This is a genomic window from Acinetobacter sp. SwsAc6 (genome assembly GCF_013391565.1).
Lineage (GTDB): Bacteria > Pseudomonadota > Gammaproteobacteria > Pseudomonadales > Moraxellaceae > Acinetobacter > Acinetobacter cumulans.
In genome coordinates this window covers 41,883-64,445 of record NZ_JACAXE010000010.1, presented here as the reverse complement: position 1 = coordinate 64,445, position 22,563 = coordinate 41,883, and the positions used below count along the sequence as shown (strand labels likewise).

Below are 22,563 nucleotides of genomic sequence, written 5' to 3'. Positions count from 1 at the left end.
TTGTTTTGTAATTCTATTTATTTTTAGCCAACTAAAAATGGCATTGCTTTTAAGAAATATGGGTAGTATATGAATTCCGTAGTTACACAAGCCTCCCCCCCGGTATATGGTCAAGTTGAGCGATATATTAATCGCGAGTTGTCAATTTTAGATTTTAATTTACGTGTCTTAGAACAAGCGGTCGATCCTTTAAATCCACTCTTAGAAAAATTGAATTTTTTATTAATTTTTTCTAGAAATTTAGATGAGTTTTTTGAAATTCGTGTTGCAACTATGTTGGAACATTTTGTTCAAGAGCGAGACATACAAACGGCTGATGGTTTATCCCCACAAGAAATTTTACATCAAATTTCGGAGACAGCACATGCTGCGATTGAACGCCAATATCAAATTTTAAATGAGCAAATTTTTCCGCAGTTAAGAGAAGAAGGCATCAGCTTTTTAAGACGTGGAGAGTTAACTCAAGCACAATCTAATTGGGTCAAAAAATATTTTCAGGAACAGGTTGCACCAGCCTTAACACCAATAAGTTTAGATCCTGCGCATCCCTTTCCACGCTTGGTCAACAAATCACTTAATTTCATTGTGACTTTGGAAGGTAAGGATGCCTTTGGCCGTCAGATCGATTTGGCAGTGGTTCCTGCACCACGTTCATTGCCACGTGTGGTGCGTTTGCCAGATGAGTTGACCGAAGGCAAAGAGCATCATGTGATGCTCTCTTCAATTATTCATACTCATGTGTCTGATTTATTTCCGGGAATGACGGCAACGGGTTGCTATCAATTTAGAGTAACCCGAAATGCAGATTTAACGTTAACTGAAGATGTTGAAGACTTAGCGGAAGCCTTAAAAGACGAACTCAGTTCACGCCGTTTTGGTCGGGCAGTACGTTTGGAGGTCAATAAAAATTGTCCAACACATATTTATGAATACTTACTCAAAGAATTCGATTTACATGCACATCAATTGTATCGTGTCGACGGGCCTGTTAATTTGGCTCGATTGGTCTCGGATTTTAAACGCCCATATTTACGCTATGAGCCACATACTCCTGTGATTCCAAAAATACTGAAAAAATCTGCAAATATTTTCAGTGCGATGCAGAAACAAGATATTTTATTGCATCATCCTTTTGAATCATTTTCCCCTGTAATTCGATTATTACGTGAAGCCGCGCAAGATCCGCATGTTTTGGCCATTAAACAGACCTTGTACCGTAGCGGTGCAAATTCAGAAATTGTGCAAATTTTGGCTGAGGCGGCAAGAAATGGTAAAGAAGTCACCGCAGTGATTGAATTACGGGCACGGTTTGATGAAGAGTCCAATATCGCTGTTGCCAATGTTTTACAGGAAGCGGGTGCCGTGGTGGTATATGGCATTGTCGGCTATAAAACTCATGCCAAAATGATTTTGGTGGTACGCCGAGAAAATCAAAAACTGGTGCGCTACGCACATTTAGGTACAGGAAATTATCATGCTGGCAATGCCAAAATTTACACTGATTACGGTTTATTAACGACCAATCAAGATTTGTGTGAAGATGTACATCGTATTTTTCAAGAATTAACCGGTATGGGCAAAATGGTGAAGTTAAAGAAACTTCTACATGCACCATTTACTTTGCATAGTCAGTTGATGAATTTTATTGAAAATGAGATTGTGCTTGCGAAAGCAGGGAAACCGGCAAAAATTATCATTAAGGTCAATGCACTAACCGAAGTTCAATTGATTAATAAATTATACGAAGCTTCTCAAGCTGGTGTGCAAATAGAATTAATCATTCGTTCTATTTGTTGTTTACGTCCAGGCCTAATTGGCTTATCAGAAAATATTCGTGTTCGCTCAATTGTAGGGCGTTTTCTTGAGCATACTCGTGTCTATTATTTTTACAATAATGGTGATACACGTGTGTATTGTTCTAGTGCTGACTGGATGGAGCGTAATTTATTTAAACGTGTTGAAGTGTGCTTTCCTATTGAAAATACTGGACTCAAAAAAAGAATTTATCAGCAAGGGTTAGAAAATTATTTAATGGATAATCAGCAATCATGGTTATTGCAAAGTGATGGTAGTTGGTGTCGTAACATCTCGACAGAAGATCAAAAGCCTCATAATGCACAACAGACGTTATTAGGTGATATTATTTGATGAAAAAATCCGGTTTTAAATTGGTTAAATCGGATTTTTTCAATTTAAGATGCGTAAAAATTTCAAGTTAATAGATCTCTTTCATAAATCAAAAAAGCGATCATCTTTTTGATTAATATTTGTACCCCGGATTTTTTAGCATTAATGCATAATCTGCTGATGAAACACATCGATTCGAAGAAGCTTTCTGAAACACAGTTTAAGCGATATACAGGCATCTCATGGTCAACCTTTTATGTAATGGTGGAACAATTACAGAAGCAGGTTCCTGCTAAAGGTAGACCATCCAAGCTAAGTCTCGAAGACCAGGTTCTTCTGTGTCTGAGCTATTGGGGCGAGTATCGAACTTTATTTCACGTTGCAACAAGCTATGGTGTTTCAGAGCCAACAGTTTCGCGAATTGTACGTCATGTGGAAGACTGCTTAATTCAGTCAAACCTGTTCAATTTACCGAAGAATTTACCTGCAGGTGAAGGTATAGACTGGAATGTTGTCATCGTGGATGCCACAGAAATTCCAATACAAAGACCTAAAAAAACAGAAGAAAAGCTATAGTGGCAAGAAAAAGACGCATACCTTTAAAGTACAGGCCATGATTCACTATAAAACTCAGCAAATTCTGAGTTTATGTAGCAGTCCCGGTGCAGTGCATGATTTCGAGTTGCTCAAACGCAATTTAAATCAAATTCCTGAAGGGACTTTTATCCTTGCAGATAAAGGCTATCAAGGAATTTATGCTGTTTTTACACTAAGAGCCTATTGCCGTTAAAAGCCAAACGGCACTGTAAGTTAGATCCTCAGCTTAAAATGTATAACCAAGAGATTAACAGAAGAAGAATCGGGATTGAGCACGTATTTGGTCGACTTAAGACCTTTAAAATTCTAGCTGACCGTTACCGAAATAGAGGTAAGAGACTCGGTCTGAGATTCAACTTAATCGCTGGAATTTACCATATGGAATTGAGTGAAAAATGACTTATGAAAGAGATCTAATTAAGTAATCTGAATCCTGCTTAAGGAGTTAAGACCATTCATCTTTGAGCTGATCGATCATTTTGATCATAAAAAGCTCTGCAATTTAATCTAATATCTGTAAAAGTTAATCCTAAAATAACGTTTATCTTTTTATTTTTGAAGAAAAATCCTTATCCGAGATTCAGGTTAAGTATGTTGAATTATTTTATCTAATTTATGGAAAGTCGGTATAAAATGATTAAAAAACTTATTAGTAATATAATTAGACTTAATGGAATTAAGAGTTTGTTCGCAGTAAATTTCATCTTTTTTCCTAGAAATTAATATTTTATATATTATAAGTATATTGCATTTTTATAAATATGGTAAACATTATATTAATTTTTAGTTGATTTAAAAAGTTGCTTTAAAGCAACTTTTTTTAAATATAATTATTTTTACAATGGATGATTTAATAGATTTTAGAGTGTAAAACCATATTGGATGGTTTTACACTTTTATTATGATTGCTTCTTTTAAGGAAGAAGCCTGTTGTCTTCCCAATAGCATGGTATCGTAATTAAATTATTCTCGTGTAAGCGTGACCATAATCGGACACCTAAATCCCGCTGTATATTCTGTAATGTGAAATTGGACATTAGCAGCGTGGACTTCATGTTGTCGTAACGGCTATATAAAACCTTATGTACCATCTCCAGACGTTTTTCATGCCGGTCATGCAGGCCATATTCATCAATCACCAATAAATCAAAACCGGAGAAATGCTCGATAACCTCCTTTTCAGAGCGTGAAGAATCTGACCAGGTGTCCATCATTTTTTGAGCAATTTCTGCACTGGTATAGTAGCGTGCAGATTTTGTACTGTTATGCAGAATGTTGCGAATAATTGATGCACTCAGATGGGTTTTACCTGTACCCGGTGTACCAATCATCAACATGTTCGGGTTGTGGTCAGAAATAATCTGCTGTGCAAAGGCCTGACATAGTTTGATGGCATTGTCTTGTGCAGGACAGGCAACTACATAATTCTTGAAGCCACGATCCAGGTAGCGTTTATTGAGCCCTGAGTTTTTGATTTTCTGTTGTAGCAATCGCTGTTGCAGCTCATCTGCATAGGCTGCATGTGAGTGATGGACGGTTTCTTTCGCACACAATTTACAGAGCCTGTGACCGGCAATTTCCATCAGGGGTATATGATGGATAGGGCAAAGTGTTTCTGTTGTTTCTACGCTCAACTGGAGCGTTTTAAGCATGGTATTCATGATCCTTCTCCTAAATCCATTTGGAATTTTCTAAAAAAACCTCATTTTTTTCTTCAAAATTTGAAGATGAAGATGAAGATGAAGATGAAGATGAAGATGAAGATGAAGATGAAGATGAAGATGAAGATGAAGGGCATGGTTCAAGCATGACTTGAGTAATACTCGGGCTCTTCTCAGGAGCTGCTTGAGCACTTACTTTTCGTTGCTTTGTTGATGCTTGAGCATTACTTGCGGATTTATTCCAGCGTGCTTGAGCTGCATTTTTAGCTTTATCAGATTTCATCTGTTGATTTTGCAGCGCTTGGTTTTTTAAACTGGTTAAAAAACTTGAAAGAATTTGTTCAGATTCGACTTCAAATAATTCCAATGCTGTCAGCGTATTCAACAAAGTTTTAGCCTTGGTATGCTGCGGTAATTTCGTGATGCTGCATACCGTTGCTAAATCATGAGGAATAGCTCCATTTTTCCAGAAATCCATCATTAACAGCAGTGCTGCACCGATTTGCTCTGCAGTCATTCGTGCAAATTTTGCCTGTAAGTCGCCAATATAGAGTGGCATCCAAATTGAAATATCTTTATGCATGGGTTTACCTTTTTATGGGTATAGAGGGGCTAAGGTCATCAATTGGATGACCTTGTATGTTTGTTTTATGAGTGAGCGAGACTCATTAAGCGGAGACGGGCCTGTTGGGCCAAGTCATCGTAATGGGCTTGCCCTTCATCCAGCATTCGCTGCAGCCAGAGTCTCAATGCTTGGTGATCATCGAAGCATTTATTGATTTCCAGCAAAAAGGCCAGATTGTGCAGTTTGGGAATGTGTAACTCATGAATGAGTTCACGAGCGACCAAATCTGCTTCAGGACTGACGACTACACCGCCAAAGAAAGCTTTACTGTTCATGAGCAGGCTCCTCTGTATTTAGTCTTTCCAGCATGGCTTCAAAAGCACTGCCATCACGACGTGTGACGTTTGGAATGTAGCGGCTGTAAACACGGAACAGCATTTCAGTGGTCGAATGACCTAGCTGACGTGCAATCCATTCAGGATTTTCACCCGCAGATAACCAAAGTGTGGCAGCTGTGTGACGTGTCTGATAAGCACGACGAGGCGTTAATCCTAAAAAGCGCAGGATAGGGTGCCATACACGCTTATTAACTAAACGGTAGTCTAGAGGACCACCATCACGGTTGCAGAAGACGAAGTCCGATTTTCCGTTGTTGAGGCTTTTCTGTTGCAGAAAGGCTTGGTACACCCGGTCATTCATCTGGATCGTGCGGTCAGAACCATACGTTTTGGTTCCACCAAGAACACCATTCACTAACGCTTCACGGATATGGATCTCACGACGTTGCAAGTCGATATTTTTCCATTGAAGGCCATCGATTTCACTGGTGCGCATACCCGTAAAAAAGCGGATGGTGTAATAAGGTTTAAAGTCGTCACGAACAGATGTAATAATTCGCTGAACTTCTTCAAGAGAGAAAGGCGTGACTTCAATCCGACCTTCTTTCAAACTTTTTATGTTTTTGTAAGGGCTATCAAAATCATATCGTTCGGATGCGCTATCTAGTATCATACGAAGTACTGTCATAATCTGGTTGATTCGTGATGGTGAAAGGCATTCTTGGTTATTTCCGTATGTCACTTTGGCGAGGGATGAACGGAATCCAAGGATGTCTGACTTTTTGATGTTAATAACAGGAATTGTTCCGAAATATGGAGTTAAATATTTTCGAATAACAATCCTAATTTTTTCTGCATAGCTGCTACGCCATTCTATTTCTTTATCAGCAACCCATATTTCACAGTACTTAGAAAAAACAGGTGCTTTAGAACTCACTGCATTGATTTGGTTTTCAGCAGCTTTAATTTCTGCCAGTCGAGCACTTTTGGGAAAATATTTTGCATAATCAAATACACCTAAGAGCATTTCAGCTTCCATACGTTCAATCGCTTTTTCAAGTTTTTTACGATTGTTAGGTGTATCTTCCATTGCAGTTGTTTCACGGCAACGCTTATTTAAGTACCGAAAATCAATTGTAAGCTTGCCGTATCTTGTACGGATTGAGGCCATGTGATTGAACTCCTATTGTAGTTGTAGGCTATGAAGAGAGCCGAACGAGGTTTTTGTCATATCTTCCTCAATGCGTTCCCAAACAAAAAGAATTTTGCGCCCACCAAATGGGCGAATGTAATGAACGCCTTCAAGTAAGACGCTATCTTTGAGTTGATTTCGGATAGTACGCTCGTTGTAATGAATTCGTTCCGAAAGTTCTTTTGTAGTAAGATACGTGAAGTTCATATGTATATCCTTTTAAAAAGTATCACAATGATGTTATTTAAGATTACAATGCAATACTATAAGCATTTAATACATCATGCAAGTACTTTATTACACAATGGTGGTAATTAATGATAGTTTGCAATTTGCCAGTCTTATTAGCAGAACGCAGAATGAAGGTTGCGGATGTTGCGCGTGAAACAGGGATGAGTAAAACCACTCTGCATAAACTTTATAATGGTCAATCGACTCGTATTGATTTTGAAACTATTGAGAAGCTCTGTTTATTATTAAATGTAGAGGTAGGAGATCTTCTGAAATTACAAGCTGAAGAATCTTAAGACGATGAAATATTTATGAAATTAAGGTGACCAAATTTGGTCACCTTATTTTTTTAGAGTATTTTTGATTGTGGGACAAGTATGTAGATGTTGAGTTAAGTAGGGCTGAATTTTAAAAACTTAAAATGATCTGTATTTGTCGAGAGTTTTATTGCGTGACCAAATTTGGTCACGATCCTATTTGATCTTGTAAAAATATTGAATTGAAAATAATAGAAGTCTAATGACATAGAAATTTTCGGTGGAATAATTTTTTAAGCAGTTTTAGAAAGGGGTTCTTATCTTTTTGATTTATTGAAGGCACTTTTTGGTCACTTATGGTCACCTGCAAATTGAAGACGTTGGGATAGACGTTATTTGAAAGCAGTCTAAAAAGCTTTCTTATTTTAAAAAATATAATAAAATCAACAATAAAAAAGCCCCAATCTTTCGATCAGGGCTTTTTTGAATCTGGAGCGGGAAAGGAGACTCGAACTCCCGACCCCAACCTTGGCAAGGTTATGCTCTACCAACTGAGCTATTCCCGCGGAGTCTATCCTGTTTTTTTACTAAAAAACTGAATCGAAAAAAATTTGGAGCGGGAAAGGAGACTCGAACTCCCGACCCCAACCTTGGCAAGGTTATGCTCTACCAACTGAGCTATTCCCGCGGAGTCTATCCAATTTTTTAAATAAAAAACCGAATGAAAAAATTTTGAGCGGGAAAGGAGACTCGAACTCCCGACCCCAACCTTGGCAAGGTTATGCTCTACCAACTGAGCTATTCCCGCATGCCACGTATAATACAGTAAAGCCTTTTTCGGTCAATAGAATTATGCAAAAGCTTGTGTTGTTTGCATAAAATAAAATCAATTTTTGCAATTTTAAGCTGTTTTTTTCAGCGCAGACTGTTTTTTTCGTCTGTGCGCTGGCGCAATGCCACGAAAGAAGCATGTATACTCAAACGATAAATTTCGATTTTTGGAGTCAGGTCTTGAACTTGGAGCAACAATTGATTGAGCGTTTACAGCAATTAACGCCAAGTCATTTAGAGGTGGTGAACGAATCTGCTGGGCATGGTGGTTATTTCCCAGGTAAAGAGTCACACTTTAAAGCAATCATTGTGAGCGAAGCCTTTAGTGGTTTACGGTTAGTCCAGCGCCACCAAAAAGTATATAGCGCTGCAGGTGACTTATTAGGTGCAGGTAAAATCCATGCTTTGGCAATTCATGCTTTTTTGCCTGAAGAATGGGCAGGACAAGCTACACCGAGCCCAGAATGCGCTCATGCACCGAAAGCGGAATAAGTCACGATGGATACACATTTACTGATTAAGATTGTACACATGAGTGGCGCAACCTTGGCGTGCTTGGCTGTTTTAGTACGTGCATTTACACTATTCCAAGGGGTACAAGGCAATCAGCCAAACCCCGTAGCACGTAAATTATTTGTTGCGTTACAGCATGGTGCCATGACGCTCATTGCATTGACGGGCATTGTTTTATTGTGGATGAAAAACTTTGATGTACAGCCTTGGTTTTATGCCAAAGTGGTGTTGTTTTTAGTTTTGTTGTCTTCTTTGGGTAAAGCATACCGCAAGGGAGATGAGATCTTATTGGTACAACGCCGTGCAGGTCTATTTTTGGCGGTGCTATCTTTAGTTTCAATTATTGGTTTAGTGATTTTAAAGCCAAACTTTGGTTAATTGTCCGACATGATTGGGCAAGCCAAATTGGGTCTTGGTTAAACTAAGACCCATCGATGAATATCAATAATAAAATTTGAGGGGACAACATGCGGACGCGCGTGGTATTTAATCAAAAGGGTGGGGTCGGTAAATCCAGTATTACCGTCAATTTGGCAGCCATTAGTGCTCATCAAGGTCTAAAAACTTTGGTGATTGACTTAGACCCACAAGCCAACTCGAGTCAATATTTGTTAGGCGATGACGCAACTTATTCGGCAGACAAACCTGCACTTGAGCCAAATATTGAAAATTATTTTGAGGACGTTTTAGGCGCACCCCAAAGTAAAGGCCTATTAGGCAATGCCATTGGTTCATTGTTAAAAAATCGTTCCAAAGGTCTTGAAGGCTATGTGCATCAATCGCCATTTAAAAATTTAGACGTGATTCCTGCCAGCCCAAGTTTAGGTGCTTTGGCGCATGTATTAGAATCTAAGCATAAAATTTATAAGCTCCGCGATGCATTGCAACAGCTAAATGGGCAATATGATCGGATCTTTATTGATACGCCACCTGCATTTAACTTTTTTACTTTATCGGCTTTAATTGCAGCGGATCGTGTATTAATTCCTTTTGATTGCGATGTATTTTCTAAGCGTGCCTTACAAACCCTGATTGAAAACGTGATTGAAACTCAAGATGATCATAATGATCGCTTAGAAATTGAAGGCATTGTCGTCAATCAGTTTCAGGCACAGGCTAAATTACCGCGTGAGGTGGTACAGCAATTAAAGGATGAAGGTTTACCTGTTTTAGAGAGCATGTTGCCACCGTCTATTATTATGAAAGAATCGCATCATAAAAATCAGCCATTGATTCATTTGGCTGCAGAACATAAATTGACGCAAGCCTATCAATTATTGTTCAATGAAATTGAAAAGAAGTAGTTTGAGAACAGAATGAAAGCGATCTATGTCAGCCTTTTGGTTACAAGTACAATGCTCTTAGGTGCTTGTGCAACGACGGTAAAACCAACTTATGTCTCACCAACGCAGTATCAAGCACTGAGTTGCTACCAATTGCAAAGTGAGTACAACCGAATTCAGCAACATTTAAATGATGGTGTACAACCAGCAAAACGTACAGGTATGGGGATCGGGCTTGGTTTAGGCGGTGGTTGGGGAAGTCGCGGTGGCTGGGGTATTGGACCGAGTGTATCTGTGAATATGGGTCAATCATCTAATACCAAAAATACTGAAATTGCTCGTTTAAAAGGGGAGCAAGAAGCGGTATTACAAGCTGCGAATTTTAAAGGTTGTGCAATGGTTCCACGTACAGCAACACCTGCAAAATAATCATTCGATCTGATGCTTGGCCTGTCATGTGCCACAGGCTGAGCATGAGAAAAGTGTAATAAAATTTGTCTTTTTCTTTACATTCTCTTGGCCTCTTTATGGCCAGCTCAGTATTAAATAAAAGCCCCGCTTTAAATTTAAATTATTTCTATAAATCAATATCTTTTAATTATTCTGATATTTTCTTCACCTGCTTCATTTCAATTTTTGAATAGGGCATTGTCTCGCTTTGTGATGGCTTAAATACATTTTTTTGATCGGATGCGTACTTGTTTTTTGTCAATCTTGGCAGATAATGGCGATCGATTTTTGTTGAATTTCTTAGGTTTTATGATTGAGAGTTGGCTTTTTGTATTGGCTGTGATTGCCGTTCTGATGACACCAGGACCGACGAATGCCTTACTAGCAAGCTCAGCGCATCAGCAGGGTGTTGCGAAAACCAGCCTGTTTATTCCTGCACAGTTTTTTGGTTATTTTTATGCCATTAATTTGTGGGCCTTGTTTATTCATCTAAGTTCACCGACTTGGCCACATTTAATCTTAATTTTGCATCTTTTTAGCGTGGGCTATGTGTTTTGGCTGGCGTTTCATTTATGGACGGCCAAACATTTACAGCAACATAATGCGCGTTTTAATGGTATTCGACCGCATCAATTATTTTTTTCGACCTTAAAAAATCCAAAGGCTTTGCTTTTTGCTGCCGGGATTTTTCCACTCAATACATGGGACAATCCGACCAGTTTTATTTTGGTATTTGCGGTTTTTAGCTTAGTGCTCTGTCCAGTTGCGATGTTTTGGATGGCTTTTGGTCGTGCTATTTTGGCGGGAAATTTAAAGCAAATAAAAGCCGATCTTTTATATAAAGGATCGGCCATGTTATTGGTGTTATGTATGTGCCCAGTGATTATGCGATTTTTTTCGGCATAAAGGGCAAGCACTTATGCTGAAGGATTAGACTTTTTCAGCTTTTGGCGAATAAAACCAATGATGCCGGGTAAAACACTGATGATAATGATGCCGAAAATAAGATGAGTAAAATTGTCTTTTACAATCGGCATATTGCCAAATAAGTAACCCAATAAAATGAATGAACCTGTCCAGCAGAACGCACCAATGACGTTATAAGTCAGGAAGAATTTGTAATTCATACTGCCTGCACCAGCTACAAAAGGTGCAAAGGTACGCGCAAACGGAATGAAACGCGCAAAAATAATGGTTTTACCACCATGTTTTTCAAAGAATTTTTGTGTTGCAATCAAATGCTGTTTATTAATAAAACGCGATTCAATTTCAAACACACGTGGGCCAATATACTTACCAATATGATAGTTTAGCGTATCACCCAACACAGCCGCCATAAACAATAAGATAAACAATACCCAAGGATTCATTGCACCAGTAGATGCAGCCAATGCCCCTGCAGCAAATAATAGACTATCGCCAGGTAAAAACGGCATCACCACAAGGCCAGTTTCTACAAAAATAATCAGGAAAAGAATGGCATAAATCCATCCCCCATAATTACGAATGAATTCGAGTAAATGGGTATCGACATGCAATATAAAATCAATAAGTTCCATGAATATTCAACACATAAAAATGTGGTTTGATGCTATCAGCACCCTTATAGAAAGTCAGTATTAATTACAGACTAATTTATCATTAATTTGTTCTATTTATAGGACGAAGGTTATTAGAAATCAGGTTTATTCCGAAAAGGCAACAAAATAACATAGCCACATCAAATGAACAGATTTTAATCAGGTGAATAAGATGTTAAATCCAAATACTGTGCTGAAACAGGCGAGTGAAAATCCTGTCGTGAGTGCATTGAGTTCTGTAATAGGGCGCGCACTATTGGCTTTTATTTTTATTATTGCGGGCTGGGGTAAGCTAACGGCTTATCAAGCAACACAAGGTTATATGGAAGCAATGGGTGTTCCTGGTGGCTTATTACCTTTGACTATTTTAATGGAATTGGGTGGAGGCATAGCCATTTTACTGGGCTTACAAACACGTCTTGTTGCATTGGGTTTAGCCGGTTTTAGCATAGTGACGGCGCTTATTTTCCACTCAGGTGCAGAAGACAGCATTAACTTGATGAAAAACTTAGCTATGTCTGGTGGTTTTATCTTCTTGGCACTGCATGGTGCAGGCAAAATTAGTCTAGATGCTTTATTTGAAAAATCATAATAGTATCAGTATCTTATTGCTATATAAAGCGGTCATAAGACCGCTTTAATTTTGCGTATAACATTTACAAAAAGGCACATCTAAGCGGGCAGAATTTTGTTTAGATAGAATTTCAAATAAATACAAATATAGAGACAAAATAATGAATAAATATCGAATAGCGTGGGTGCTTGTTGGTTCATTGGCTCTATCTGAACATGCCTTGGCACAACAAGATGTGATACAGACCACTCAGCAAGCAGAGCAACATGCGGTACACGTTGCTGACATTAAACATTTGGCCAATGCAGATGTCGTCCAGCTGACGGGGACGTTGGTTAAACATTTGAATTTAGATAATTATGAATTTAACGATGGGACAGGGTTAATTTTATTAGAAATGAATGAAAAAACTTGGAAAGCAGCAGGTATACATGCTGGAGATCAAGTGCATATTGATGCTGAAGTTGCTAAGCATAGCTATAAGCCTACAGGTTTGCATGTCCTAAAAATTGAAAAAGCGACCTGAAGATAATTTTACTTTGCTGAGCATACCTTTTTGCAAATCATGACTGTCGGTATGTCTCAGCATAAAAGCAGTGTGATGCAAGGAGATTGTTTGTTTTTAGAGCTTGTCCGAATAATGTGCGTTAGCCTGAGAAAAATGATAGAATGGCGCGCTAATCCTTCGTTAGCCTTTCATAGTTGTTTGTCATGACTACCAATACTCAAATTACCGAAGATCGTATCCTCATTTTGGATTTCGGCTCTCAATATAGTCAGTTAATTGCACGTCGCGTACGTGAAGCTGGCGTATATTCTGAAATGTATGCTTTTGATATGTCTGAAGAAGACATTCGCGCATTTAATCCAAACGGTATCATCTTATCAGGTGGCCCAGAAAGCGTTTATGTTGATGGTAGCCCTCGCGCACCTCAAGTTGTGTTTGAGCTTGGTGTTCCTGTTCTAGGGATTTGCTATGGCCTTCAAACCATGTCACAACAACTTGGCGGTAAAGTAGAGCCAGGTGATGTGCATGAATTTGGTTATGCAGAAGTAGATATTCAAGTTCGTGACAAATTGATTGGTGATCTTGAAGATTCTGCAGACAAGCTTAAGGTTTGGATGAGTCATGGCGATAAAGTGACTGCCATTCCAGAAGGCTTCCAAGTCACTGCAAGCACACCAAGTTGCCCATTTGCCATGGTGTCTGACGAAGCGCGTCGTTTCTACGGTATTCAATTCCACCCAGAAGTAACACACACTGCAAAAGGTGCTGAATTACTGTCGAACTTCGTTCACGGTATTTGTGGTTGCCGTAGCTTGTGGAATTCTGAAAACATCATCGATTTACGTGTAGAACAACTTCGCGCGCAAATTGGCGATCAAAAAGTTCTTTTAGGTCTTTCAGGTGGTGTTGACTCATCTGTTGTGGCTGCACTTTTACACCGTGCGATTGGCGATCAATTGACATGTGTATTTGTAGATAACGGTTTACTTCGTTTGAACGAAGGCGAACAAGTGATGGACATGTTTGCGAAAAACATGGGTATCCGTGTGATTCGTGCCGATGCTGAAAATCGCTTCTTAACTGCGCTTGCAGGCGAAGTTGATCCTGAGAAAAAACGTAAAATTATTGGTCGTGAGTTCATTGAAGTATTTGCTGAAGAAGCACGTAAGCTTGACGGCGTAAACTTCCTTGCTCAAGGTACAATTTACCCTGACGTGATTGAATCTGCTGCCACTAAAAATGGTAAAGCGCACGTGATTAAATCACACCATAACGTGGGTGGTTTACCAGAAGATTTAGCATTTGAATTGGTTGAACCAATCCGTGATTTGTTCAAAGACGAAGTACGCCGTTTAGGTACAACTTTAGGTCTTCCGTTTGAGATGCTTTACCGTCACCCATTCCCAGGTCCAGGCCTTGGCGTACGTATCTTGGGTGAAGTGAAGAAAGAATATGCTGACATTCTTCGTTTAGCTGATGACATCTTCATGCAAGAGCTTCGTGCAAGCGGTTGGTATGACAAAACTGCGCAAGCATTCGCTGTATTCCAACCTGTTAAATCAGTTGGTGTAGTAGGTGACGGTCGCCGTTATGCATGGGTGATTGCACTTCGTGCAGTTGAAACTGTTGACTTTATGACAGCGCGTTTCGCTCACCTTCCATACGACTTAGTAGACAAGATTTCTACACGTATCATGAATGAAATTGCTGAAGTTTCTCGTGTTGTTTATGACGTTTCGTCTAAACCGCCTGCAACGATTGAATGGGAGTAATTTAGGGGTTTCAAGAAACAACGTTTCTTGCCTAAATTAGGCCGAAAGCTATGCTTGAGGCATGCTGGGCTTTCACGAAGCACTTATTCGTGCCATTTTTACGCCAAGGGCTGTGCCCGCAGGAGCTAGGGATTTATAAATTTAGTCTCTAACTTTCAATAAAAAAGGACGCTTAGGCGTCCTTTTTTATGTCTATAATATTGATAGAACATGAATAATTTTTACAGGGTGCTTATGTCTTTTTTTTCAATACGTACAAATGATCAGGATTCAATAAGAAAAATTTTAGATGGTGAAGAACAGGTCATTATTCCCGGTATTACATGGCTCTTTGATAAGGTTGAAAATGATAATTTAGTTTTTATCGTTTTGAGTGGGGATGAAAGTAAAAAAGAATTTTCTTATTCAAATGGTTTGAAAGCAATTGCAAAAGTAGAAGGTAAAACGATTGATGAATACAAAGATAAAGAGGGGGCAAAAATAAAGTCTTATTCTGTTCACTTAAAAATTATCAGTTTTTTGCCAAAAGTTATTACGAAAAAAGATTTTTACTTATATCCTGACTTATTGGATTGCCCGAGTATTGGGCCTGAAACAAAAAGCTCACCAAACCAAGCATTAGGACAAATTGAGTCAGGTATTAGCGTTCTACAGGCAGTGAATGATCTATATCCAAATGAATTACCACAAGAATTATTGGATTTAATTCCAAGTGATCTAGGCTTAAACAAGGCTGACTTAAAAGATGCTAAAAAAAGTTTAGAGAAAGTGCCTCAAATATTAGATCGAGAAGTATTGGTTGGTGAGTTTGTAAAATGGTTTAATAAACCAGAGAACTTTAAAAAATCATATGATGGAGTAATTCAGGAAAAAGTCATTTTAAGTTGGGACGAGATTTTTTTTGATAGCAAATTGTTTAATATTGATGTTAATGATCTTAAGCAATCAATTCAGACAGTTAAAGTCTTGAAGAAAGAAGGTGATGAACAGAATGAGAGCTGGAATTCATTTAGTGAATATGTCAGTAAAGGAGTTCCTAAAGCTGTATTAGGGGATAATAATTATTTAAAATTTTTAGATGAGTTTGATTTCGGCCAATTCATACAAGATGAAAAATATGAGTTAAAGCATGTAATCGAAAAAGGATGTTTCATAGACGAAAATGTTTTATCTAACTATCTTCTACAGTTAAAGCAGAAGAAAAATATTATTTTACAAGGTCCACCTGGAACAGGAAAAACATGGTTAGCACAGCAACTAGCTAAAATTATAGTTCAGTATCCTAATCAGCAAAATATTCAAAATGTTCAGTTCCACCCTAATTATTCTTATGAAGACCTAATTCGTGGTTGGCGTCCACGTTCAGATGGTAAGCTGGAATTGGTTGATGGACCTTTTTTAGCAATGATTGATTTAGCAAAACAATACCCAGCTCATAGCTTTGTGTTCATTTTTGATGAAATTAATCGTGGCGACCCATCGGTAATTTTTGGTGAGATGCTGACTTTACTGGAAAATAGTAAGCGAAGCGAACAATATGCACTTAGTTTGACATATAGGAAGCATGAACTGGAAAAGGTTTATATTCCAGATAATCTTTATATCATCGGTACGATGAATACAGCAGATAAGTCGCTTAATCATATGGATTTTGCATTTAGACGTCGTTTTAGCTTCTTTACTTTACAGCCATTGTTAAATGATGCTTGGGCAAGTTGGCTAGAAAAACAGTGTGGTATTAAAAAAGATTTCTCAGATCAAATACGTGATTTTGTGATGGAAGTTAATGCAAACATTGAAAAGAATAATGGCGTCGCTTATATGTTAGGCCACAGCTTTTTTGTCCCAGTTGACAAAGTTGGAGATAAAGCAGAACAACTTCTGTGGATGCAGAACGTGGTGGAAAATGAGATTAAACCTTTATTGGCAGAATATTGGTATGACGATATAGAAAAAGTACAAAGTATAAGTTTTGAATAATTAGGGGAGTTGTTATGCCAAATATTCCTATTCAAAATTTATGGTTTTTAATGTTGTATGCTTCTGAATACTTACATCAAAATTTAACTGATCAATTTCAGTTGGAGCAGATGGACGGTTTGGAAGCATTGATAGGAAAAGTATTTTCTCAGCATTTGTCAGATTATATACATCAACATTTAAGAAAACAGTTAAAGGCCAAATCAAAAGAGCTTGCTGTAGTAAAAGGAAAAATTGATTTTTATCAAACAGAAATCCGTCAGTCATTGGCGAAGGGACGGGTTTATTGTTCATATAATGAAACAACGTACAATACAAATCGTCATGCTTATATGATGAGTGCCTTAGAGTTAATTTTAACATTTGATCTTTCGACAACAGTTCGCAAACAGTTAATGAAGGATCAATTTGAACTGAAAAGTTATGGTGTGATAGCAAATTCAAAATATCGCTTAGATAGGGATCATTTTTCTAGTTTTGAACATGTGTGTAAACACGTTATCCATTTATCAAAATTGATACATGATATGAAATTGTTATCTACAGAAACTGGTGATTCGATACAGCCAAAATTGATGTTAACGAATGAAAAAATAAGAAAAATCTTTGAAAAGGGGATTGCTGGATTCTTTAAATTAAATCTAGACAAAGGAAAATATAGGTTTATTTCTGAGCAAGGTTCTAAAGTTGATCTAGATTTAGAAAATCCTTATGGAGGTGTTTATAAATGCTTTCCACATATGTATCTTGATATGATGATTCAAACAAAATCGAAAGATTTTGGATTGATTATTGATACAAAATTTACAGATATGCTTAAAAATGAAAGGAATGGTAAAAGACAAATTAGTAGTGAATATATCCGCCAAATTTATACCTATACAATGAGCTATAAAATTGCAGACCCAGATAGTCATTATGCTGGAATGCTACTTTATCCTCTAGTTGATGAAAATTTTGAAATGAGTGTAAAAATGTTAGGGGTTCCTCTTTATTTTTATACGGTGGATTTAAGTCAGAAAATACCGGATATCCACCGACAATTAATTAAAATGATTGATGTTATTTTTGAGGAACTAAAACTTCCAAAATCTGTTCCCCAATTCGTTGAATCAATGGCATAGTGACGGAATTTCCTGCTTGCATATACAATGCACTATTTGACATTTTTTCAGGGAAAATCATTTGATTGACGGGGTAGCCTTGAAACGCAAAGCACTCTTTTGGTGTAAGTTTACGGATTCCATTATTATCAAGCAACAACGGTACGTTATGACCACCTGCACCCATATTTGCTGTTAAAGTCGGGCAAACATTACTTTTATTTTCACGAACATATACACGACGCCACTGATACAAGGTGTCTCGAGAAGTCATGCTTTCACTTAATATTGGATAATACATGTGATCTTGTTTGTAATAATACTTCTGATCTACTTTCTCAGTTTCTAAAAAATCATGAATCGTCTTCGTTAATGGTATCGCTTCAGGAAATTGAAAATTAGCATGATTAGGAACTAGAGTTTCATGAAATGCCACAATAAAAATACGTTCACGATTTTGAGGTACATTGGCATGAATCATACTATTTAAAACTTGAAAATAAACGGCATAACCTAGTTCCTTTAAAGTGTTTTTAATTACTTCAAAGGTATTGCCTTTATCGTGAGAAACTAAATTTTTAACATTCTCTAAAAAAATTACACGGGGCTGATGTTTCTTTGCAATATCGACAATATCAAAAAATAAGGTCCCACGAGTTTCATTAAACCCTTTTTGATTACCCGCAATAGAAAAGGCTTGACAAGGAAAACCACCACATAAAATGTCAAATTGTTCAGGAATTTTAGCTTTAGTTTCGTCTAAAGTGATGTCACCCTCAGGATATTCACCATAATTTTGAAAATATGTTTCTTTTGCGTGTTGATTCCATTCACTAGTAAAAACACAACGTCCGTCAAGATTTTGTAATGCCATACGGAAACCACCGACACCTGCAAACAAATCTATAAATTCGAATTTTGGATTTGCTGGTTGAAGAAAAGGTGTTGGGAGTAAATCGGATTGCATGAACAGCTCAATTACAAACTTGTGAAAATTTTGCATTCATTGTAATTAAAAAATTAAAAATATAAAGCAAAAGCCCTGAGTTTATTTTGTATCGGCTAATTCAAAGTTATGTTTTGCATTCTTCAATGCTTTAATTCGTTCTATCGCTTCAGGATTTGGAAAGCTATGGGTTTGATCAGGTTTTTCAGTCATAGATACATCATAGCGAACAATACAATTTCGACCGTTGGCTTTGGCTTGATAGAGAGCAATATCGGCTTGTTTAATGAGCTCATCTAAACTTTGCTCAGGTGATCTGAGTTCAGCCACCCCAACAGAAACAGTGAACTTAAGTTTAACATCGGGTTTTAAATATAACTGAGCTTGAGAGATGCTGAGACGGATTCGCTCTGCAATCATTAAACAGTCGTCAATTTGTGTTTCGGGGATCAGTGCAATAAATTCCTCACCGCCAAAGCGTGCCAAAATATCATGATGACGCATTTCTTTACGCGCTGTATTGGCAATAATCTGTAGGACTTGGTCACCAATATCATGGCCATGCTGATCATTGATTTTTTTAAAATGATCGACATCAAACATCAGTAAGCAGGTGCCTGCCGGTGTAGGCCATTCATGGATTTTGTGCTCGGCGGCATACACAAATTGGCGGCGGTTATACAGCTGTGTCAGCTCATCTGTGTGTGCAAGGTCATTTAAATTATTCAGATACCATTCGTCTAATAAGGTTCTTAAAAAAGTACGGCGACCATTGAGCGTATTGTTCCAGCTAATATAAAGACTAAACAGACAAATCGGACCAAGGGTGAGCGCAAAAATAATGGCTTGTGGCGCAGACATCAGCATAAGTGCACCAAAGCCTGCAATCATGCAAATGAAAATAGAACAATAAATTGCGGGCTTAAAACTGACTTGTATACATATATTGGCAATCAATACAAAAATTACCGAGGTATATAAGTAATTGTCGCTCCACGGGCTATTGGATTGAAGCAACATATACACCCACAGTGCCGTACTGAGCACTGTACCAATCGGCAGTACCATATCTGCAATTTGAATATTTTTTCGAACACGAATTAAATAAAAACATGCACTCATTACAAAAAATGCCAGTCCTAAGCGAAAGCCTGCGGAATACAGTTGCATGTCTGCAATCACCAGCATATCGGCAAAGTAATACAGCAAGAAAACAAGCTGAGCAATGTAATTGGCTTGAATCAGAAAATGGCGTTGTTGATAATATTGATAGTCTAAATATGCACGGCGAAAGCAGTCTGGAATAGGCGCGTGTTTATCCCTCAACGCCATTTCAATGACATTGCGATGCTCAGCATTACGTTCTTCTGGTTTGAGTAAATGTAATGTTGATGGGTAGGGCTGAGAAGCCCCATTCAGCATAGGCCTTGCTTTTGCCACCATATAATTATTCCTGCGTGGGGCAAGATGTATTGATTATTATGGAAAATAATAAATAAAAGGTATCCCTAGAAATAGGGAATTTATATTTTGTTTTTAACAATATATGCATAAATATTAATCTAAAAACTGAAAAAAATCAGTAGCCAATATGACCATTAATCCGAATACAGCATTAATTTAAATATGTTTTTATATGAATAACTGAATGCGACGGCTGTACTTCTTGCTTGAGTAACTGTGCTCAGAGACGATTGTGATGTCACAAAAATAAGATTGTCCTATTTATAAAATTCAGCATATTAATGGGAGTGTAGCTGAGCGATTCATAAGTCATTAATATAAGCTACATCAACCATCGCTTGAACCTGAATGGGTAAGTTTTAGGATAGAACTATGAGCAATAGCAATTATGATGAAATTTCACACTCTGATGATTGTGAAAAATATGTAAATCAATTTATTCAAAATTTCCCATTACGTCGTGCTGAAATTGGACAAGGTACGGTCATTAAGCGTGCATTACCAAGTCGTCATAAACGCATGATTGGCGCGTGGTGTTTCTTAGATCATGCTGGCCCAGTGGTGTTTCCACAAGGCGATGGCTTAGATGTTGGGCCACATCCACATATTGGCTTACAGACCTTCACTTGGATGATTGAAGGGACCATGATGCATACTGACAGTTTAGGAACGAAGCAGTTGATTCGCCCGCGTCAGGTCAATTTGATGACAGCAGGCTACGGCATTTCACATACTGAAGTGGCGCCCGATACCGAAACTCACATGCATGCCGCACAGTTATGGATTGCTTTGCCTGATGATAAAATCAATATGGCACCACAATTTGATCACTATCCTGAACTTCCTGTTGTGCATCATGATGATGTTGCGATCACGGTCTTAGTGGGTGAGTTTTTAAAGACCAAGTCGCCTGTGGCGGTACATACAGAGATTTTGGGTGTTGATTTAGAAGCCAAAGACAATAGCCGCACACGTTTGCCATTAAATCCAAAATTTGAATATGGCTTTATGGCTTTGGAAGGCACGGCACACATTAATGGCCATGAATTAACTGCAGACAACATGGTGGTGCTTGAGCCAGGTTTAGAACATGTGGATATTGAAATTCATGCCAACAGCCGTGTGTTGCTATTGGGTGGTGAACCGTTTGAATCACCTATTTTACTGTGGTGGAATTTTGTTGGTCGTACCCAAGAAGAGCTGAGCCTTGCACGTGAACAATGGATAAATGCCGATGCTCGTTTTGGCACAATTCCAGACTATGAAGGCCCACGTCTCGAAGCACCTGTCTTCCCAGATAAAATGCGTGCTTCAAAATAATGAATTGATTGTGTTGAGGTTCAGCCTATGGGCTGAACCTTTCGCTTTGTACAAATAAAACAGCTGGAGAATAACAATGGGATTAATTGCGAGCGCCAAAGTTCAGACTTTAACAGCACCATGGGCTGGTCAAATTACAAGTACTCAACATACTTTACTCACAGATAAGCCAGAATCTTTTGGTGGTGGCGACACGGGCTTGGCGCCCTATGATTTTATTTGTAGTGGCCTTATTTCATGCACCATGATTACCTTACGTATGTATGCACAGCATAAGGGATTGGAGCTTGGAGAGTTTAGTGTCGAAGCCGAGTTTCATGCCAATAAAGAAGGCAAGGAATGGATTGAACGTAAATTGCATTTTCAAACACCATTGAGTGAAGAGTTACAGCAAAAAGTATTGGCCATTAGCTCGAAAACGCCTGTAACCAAAACTTTACTGCGTAGTGTAGAGATCAACACCGTATTGCTTTAAGCTGGAAGGCGGGTAAAAGACTGGTATTTGCACCCAATGTGCGTGCAACCAGTTTTCGGCTTTAATTAACAATAAAAAAGAGAGAGGAGTAAGTGAAATGTTGAGGCTGCATCATTTAGAAAAATCACGTTCATTTCGGATTTTGTGGGCTTTGGAAGAGCTGAATCTCGACTATCAAGTAAAATATTATCCTCGGCAGGCCGATTACTCAGGCTCACCTGAATTAAAAAAAATCCATCCTTTGGGAAAAGCACCAGTGCTAGAGCACGATGGCGTGGTGATTGCGGAATCCGCTGTCATTTTAGAGCATGTACAAGCGCAGTTTGATACAGCCTCAAATTTCAAGCCTACAGAACTCAGTGCACAGCAACAGTACCGTTATTGGATGCACTATGCAGAAGGCTCACTGATGCCTTTATTGGTCATGACTTTGGTGATGGAAAAAATGCCGACACATGTACCTTGGCCGATTCGACCGATTGCCAAGAAAATTGGCGAAGGGGTAAAAGCGGGTTTTGTGGGGGCGCGTTTGCCTGCACATATTGAATTTATGGAACAGCACTTAGCACAACATGATTATTTTGCAGATGATTTTAGCTTTGCCGATATTCAAATGAGCTTTCCGCTGATTGCATTACAAGAGCGGACAGGGCGAAGCTATCCTCAAATTCAAGCCTATGTTGAGCGCTTAAAACAGCGCCCAGCGTATCAGCGTGCACTACAAAAAGAACGTGCTTTAGAGCAATCAGGTAAGCTTTAACTGTAGACATTTAGAAATAAAAAATGGGCGATCTGC

General features: G+C 38.3%; 26 protein-coding genes and 3 tRNA genes. 18 read left to right on the top strand and 11 right to left on the bottom strand.

What is annotated here, in order from left to right; genetic code table 11:
- Positions 1–69: 69 nt before the first annotated feature.
- The 4 genes from ppk1 to HYG93_RS19380 all read left to right on the top strand — a co-directional run bounded on the left by ppk1 (position 70) and on the right by HYG93_RS19380 (position 3,123).
- Positions 70–2,148 carry a polyphosphate kinase 1 gene (gene ppk1 / locus HYG93_RS09175; RefSeq protein WP_114392921.1) on the top strand — a complete coding sequence of 693 codons (2,079 nt, stop codon included), beginning with the start codon at positions 70–72 and terminating at the stop codon, positions 2,146–2,148.
- Between the two features lie 159 nt (positions 2,149–2,307).
- Complete coding sequence (locus tag HYG93_RS09170) at positions 2,308–2,703, top strand: transposase family protein (protein WP_178962383.1); 396 nt, start codon at positions 2,308–2,310, stop codon at positions 2,701–2,703.
- A complete protein-coding gene (locus tag HYG93_RS19385) occupies positions 2,636–2,917 on the top strand; it encodes a transposase (RefSeq protein WP_252717864.1) in 282 nt (93 codons plus the stop codon). The genes HYG93_RS09170 and HYG93_RS19385 overlap by 68 nt, the downstream gene beginning before the upstream one ends.
- Before the next feature lie 38 nt (positions 2,918–2,955).
- A complete protein-coding gene (locus HYG93_RS19380) occupies positions 2,956–3,123 on the top strand; it encodes a transposase (protein WP_252149998.1) in 168 nt (55 codons plus the stop codon).
- Between the two features lie 515 nt (positions 3,124–3,638).
- On the opposite strand, the gene HYG93_RS09155 is transcribed toward HYG93_RS19380, so the two are convergent.
- From HYG93_RS09155 to HYG93_RS09135, 5 genes are all read right to left on the bottom strand, one after another.
- Positions 3,639–4,385: an ATP-binding protein gene (locus tag HYG93_RS09155; protein ID WP_005137612.1), complete on the bottom strand. Its 747-nt coding sequence runs from the start codon at positions 4,383–4,385 to the stop codon at positions 3,639–3,641.
- 10 nt (positions 4,386–4,395) lie between these two features.
- Positions 4,396–4,968 (bottom strand): DUF1376 domain-containing protein, encoded by a 573-nt coding sequence (locus tag HYG93_RS09150; protein WP_178962382.1) that lies wholly within the window; start codon positions 4,966–4,968, stop codon positions 4,396–4,398.
- Positions 4,969–5,033: 65 nt separating this feature from the next.
- Positions 5,034–5,285 (bottom strand): hypothetical protein, encoded by a 252-nt coding sequence (locus HYG93_RS09145; protein WP_104441254.1) that lies wholly within the window; start codon positions 5,283–5,285, stop codon positions 5,034–5,036.
- Complete coding sequence (locus tag HYG93_RS09140) at positions 5,275–6,459, bottom strand: Arm DNA-binding domain-containing protein (protein ID WP_104441253.1); 1,185 nt, start codon at positions 6,457–6,459, stop codon at positions 5,275–5,277. The genes HYG93_RS09145 and HYG93_RS09140 overlap by 11 nt, the downstream gene beginning before the upstream one ends.
- Positions 6,460–6,471: 12 nt before the next feature.
- A complete protein-coding gene (locus tag HYG93_RS09135) occupies positions 6,472–6,687 on the bottom strand; it encodes a hypothetical protein (protein WP_004684369.1) in 216 nt (71 codons plus the stop codon).
- Positions 6,688–6,797: 110 nt separating this feature from the next.
- Here HYG93_RS09135 and HYG93_RS09130 point away from each other — a divergent pair, with 110 nt between their 5' ends.
- The gene (locus tag HYG93_RS09130) at positions 6,798–7,007 is read left to right on the top strand and encodes a helix-turn-helix transcriptional regulator (protein ID WP_084792783.1); all 210 of its coding nucleotides are present in this window, start codon (positions 6,798–6,800) and stop codon (positions 7,005–7,007) included.
- Positions 7,008–7,458: 451 nt separating this feature from the next.
- Here HYG93_RS09130 and HYG93_RS09125 read toward each other — a convergent pair.
- From HYG93_RS09125 to HYG93_RS09115, 3 genes are all read right to left on the bottom strand, one after another.
- Positions 7,459–7,534, bottom strand: a tRNA-Gly gene (locus tag HYG93_RS09125).
- 46 nt (positions 7,535–7,580) lie between these two features.
- Positions 7,581–7,656 (bottom strand) — tRNA-Gly (locus tag HYG93_RS09120).
- Between the two features lie 47 nt (positions 7,657–7,703).
- Positions 7,704–7,776, bottom strand: a tRNA-Gly gene (locus HYG93_RS09115).
- Positions 7,777–7,979: 203 nt separating this feature from the next.
- On the opposite strand from HYG93_RS09115, the gene HYG93_RS09110 reads away from it, so the two are divergent.
- From HYG93_RS09110 to HYG93_RS09090, 5 genes are all read left to right on the top strand, one after another.
- A complete protein-coding gene (locus tag HYG93_RS09110) occupies positions 7,980–8,291 on the top strand; it encodes a BolA family transcriptional regulator (RefSeq protein ID WP_106985333.1) in 312 nt (103 codons plus the stop codon).
- Between the two features lie 6 nt (positions 8,292–8,297).
- Positions 8,298–8,690: a SirB2 family protein gene (locus HYG93_RS09105; RefSeq protein WP_106985269.1), complete on the top strand. Its 393-nt coding sequence runs from the start codon at positions 8,298–8,300 to the stop codon at positions 8,688–8,690.
- An 89-nt stretch (positions 8,691–8,779) separates the two neighbouring features.
- The gene (locus HYG93_RS09100) at positions 8,780–9,616 is read left to right on the top strand and encodes a ParA family protein (RefSeq protein WP_106985270.1); all 837 of its coding nucleotides are present in this window, start codon (positions 8,780–8,782) and stop codon (positions 9,614–9,616) included.
- Positions 9,617–9,628: 12 nt separating this feature from the next.
- Entirely contained in the window at positions 9,629–10,024 is a 396-nt protein-coding gene (locus HYG93_RS09095) for a hypothetical protein (RefSeq protein ID WP_106985271.1), read from the top strand.
- A gap of 330 nt (positions 10,025–10,354) precedes the next feature.
- Positions 10,355–10,951: a LysE family translocator gene (locus HYG93_RS09090; protein WP_106985334.1), complete on the top strand. Its 597-nt coding sequence runs from the start codon at positions 10,355–10,357 to the stop codon at positions 10,949–10,951.
- Positions 10,952–10,962: 11 nt separating this feature from the next.
- Here HYG93_RS09090 and HYG93_RS09085 read toward each other — a convergent pair whose 3' ends face one another.
- A complete protein-coding gene (locus tag HYG93_RS09085) occupies positions 10,963–11,604 on the bottom strand; it encodes a DedA family protein (RefSeq protein ID WP_106985272.1) in 642 nt (213 codons plus the stop codon).
- 193 nt (positions 11,605–11,797) lie between these two features.
- Here HYG93_RS09085 and HYG93_RS09080 point away from each other — a divergent pair, with 193 nt between their 5' ends.
- The 5 genes from HYG93_RS09080 (at position 11,798) to HYG93_RS09060 (ending at position 17,583) form a co-directional block, all read left to right on the top strand.
- Positions 11,798–12,217: a DoxX family protein gene (locus HYG93_RS09080; protein ID WP_117007792.1), complete on the top strand. Its 420-nt coding sequence runs from the start codon at positions 11,798–11,800 to the stop codon at positions 12,215–12,217.
- A gap of 142 nt (positions 12,218–12,359) precedes the next feature.
- Positions 12,360–12,725, top strand: a complete 366-nt coding sequence (locus HYG93_RS09075) for a NirD/YgiW/YdeI family stress tolerance protein (RefSeq protein ID WP_117007793.1) — start codon at positions 12,360–12,362, stop codon at positions 12,723–12,725.
- A gap of 185 nt (positions 12,726–12,910) precedes the next feature.
- Positions 12,911–14,479 (top strand): glutamine-hydrolyzing GMP synthase, encoded by a 1,569-nt coding sequence (gene guaA / locus HYG93_RS09070; RefSeq protein ID WP_117007794.1) that lies wholly within the window; start codon positions 12,911–12,913, stop codon positions 14,477–14,479.
- Positions 14,480–14,689: 210 nt separating this feature from the next.
- Positions 14,690–16,459, top strand: a complete 1,770-nt coding sequence (locus tag HYG93_RS09065) for an McrB family protein (RefSeq protein ID WP_178962381.1) — start codon at positions 14,690–14,692, stop codon at positions 16,457–16,459.
- A gap of 14 nt (positions 16,460–16,473) precedes the next feature.
- Positions 16,474–17,583, top strand: a complete 1,110-nt coding sequence (locus HYG93_RS09060; protein ID WP_106985277.1) for a hypothetical protein — start codon at positions 16,474–16,476, stop codon at positions 17,581–17,583.
- Here the strand turns inward: HYG93_RS09060 and HYG93_RS09055 are convergent.
- Both HYG93_RS09055 and HYG93_RS09050 read right to left on the bottom strand, forming a co-directional pair.
- Positions 17,522–18,529 (bottom strand): DNA cytosine methyltransferase, encoded by a 1,008-nt coding sequence (locus HYG93_RS09055; protein ID WP_117007797.1) that lies wholly within the window; start codon positions 18,527–18,529, stop codon positions 17,522–17,524. The genes HYG93_RS09060 and HYG93_RS09055 overlap by 62 nt on opposite strands.
- A gap of 81 nt (positions 18,530–18,610) precedes the next feature.
- Positions 18,611–19,951, bottom strand: coding sequence for a GGDEF domain-containing protein (locus HYG93_RS09050; protein ID WP_117007798.1), 1,341 nt, complete (start codon positions 19,949–19,951; stop codon positions 18,611–18,613).
- Positions 19,952–20,344: 393 nt separating this feature from the next.
- Between HYG93_RS09050 and HYG93_RS09045 the strand changes: the two genes are divergently transcribed.
- The 3 genes from HYG93_RS09045 (at position 20,345) to HYG93_RS09035 (ending at position 22,527) form a co-directional block, all read left to right on the top strand.
- Positions 20,345–21,292, top strand: a complete 948-nt coding sequence (locus HYG93_RS09045; protein WP_120365961.1) for a pirin family protein — start codon at positions 20,345–20,347, stop codon at positions 21,290–21,292.
- Positions 21,293–21,368: 76 nt separating this feature from the next.
- Positions 21,369–21,767, top strand: a complete 399-nt coding sequence (locus HYG93_RS09040; RefSeq protein WP_120365960.1) for an OsmC family protein — start codon at positions 21,369–21,371, stop codon at positions 21,765–21,767.
- Between the two features lie 97 nt (positions 21,768–21,864).
- Positions 21,865–22,527 carry a glutathione S-transferase family protein gene (locus HYG93_RS09035; protein WP_120365959.1) on the top strand — a complete coding sequence of 221 codons (663 nt, stop codon included), beginning with the start codon at positions 21,865–21,867 and terminating at the stop codon, positions 22,525–22,527.
- The last annotated feature ends 36 nt before the right edge of the window (positions 22,528–22,563 follow it).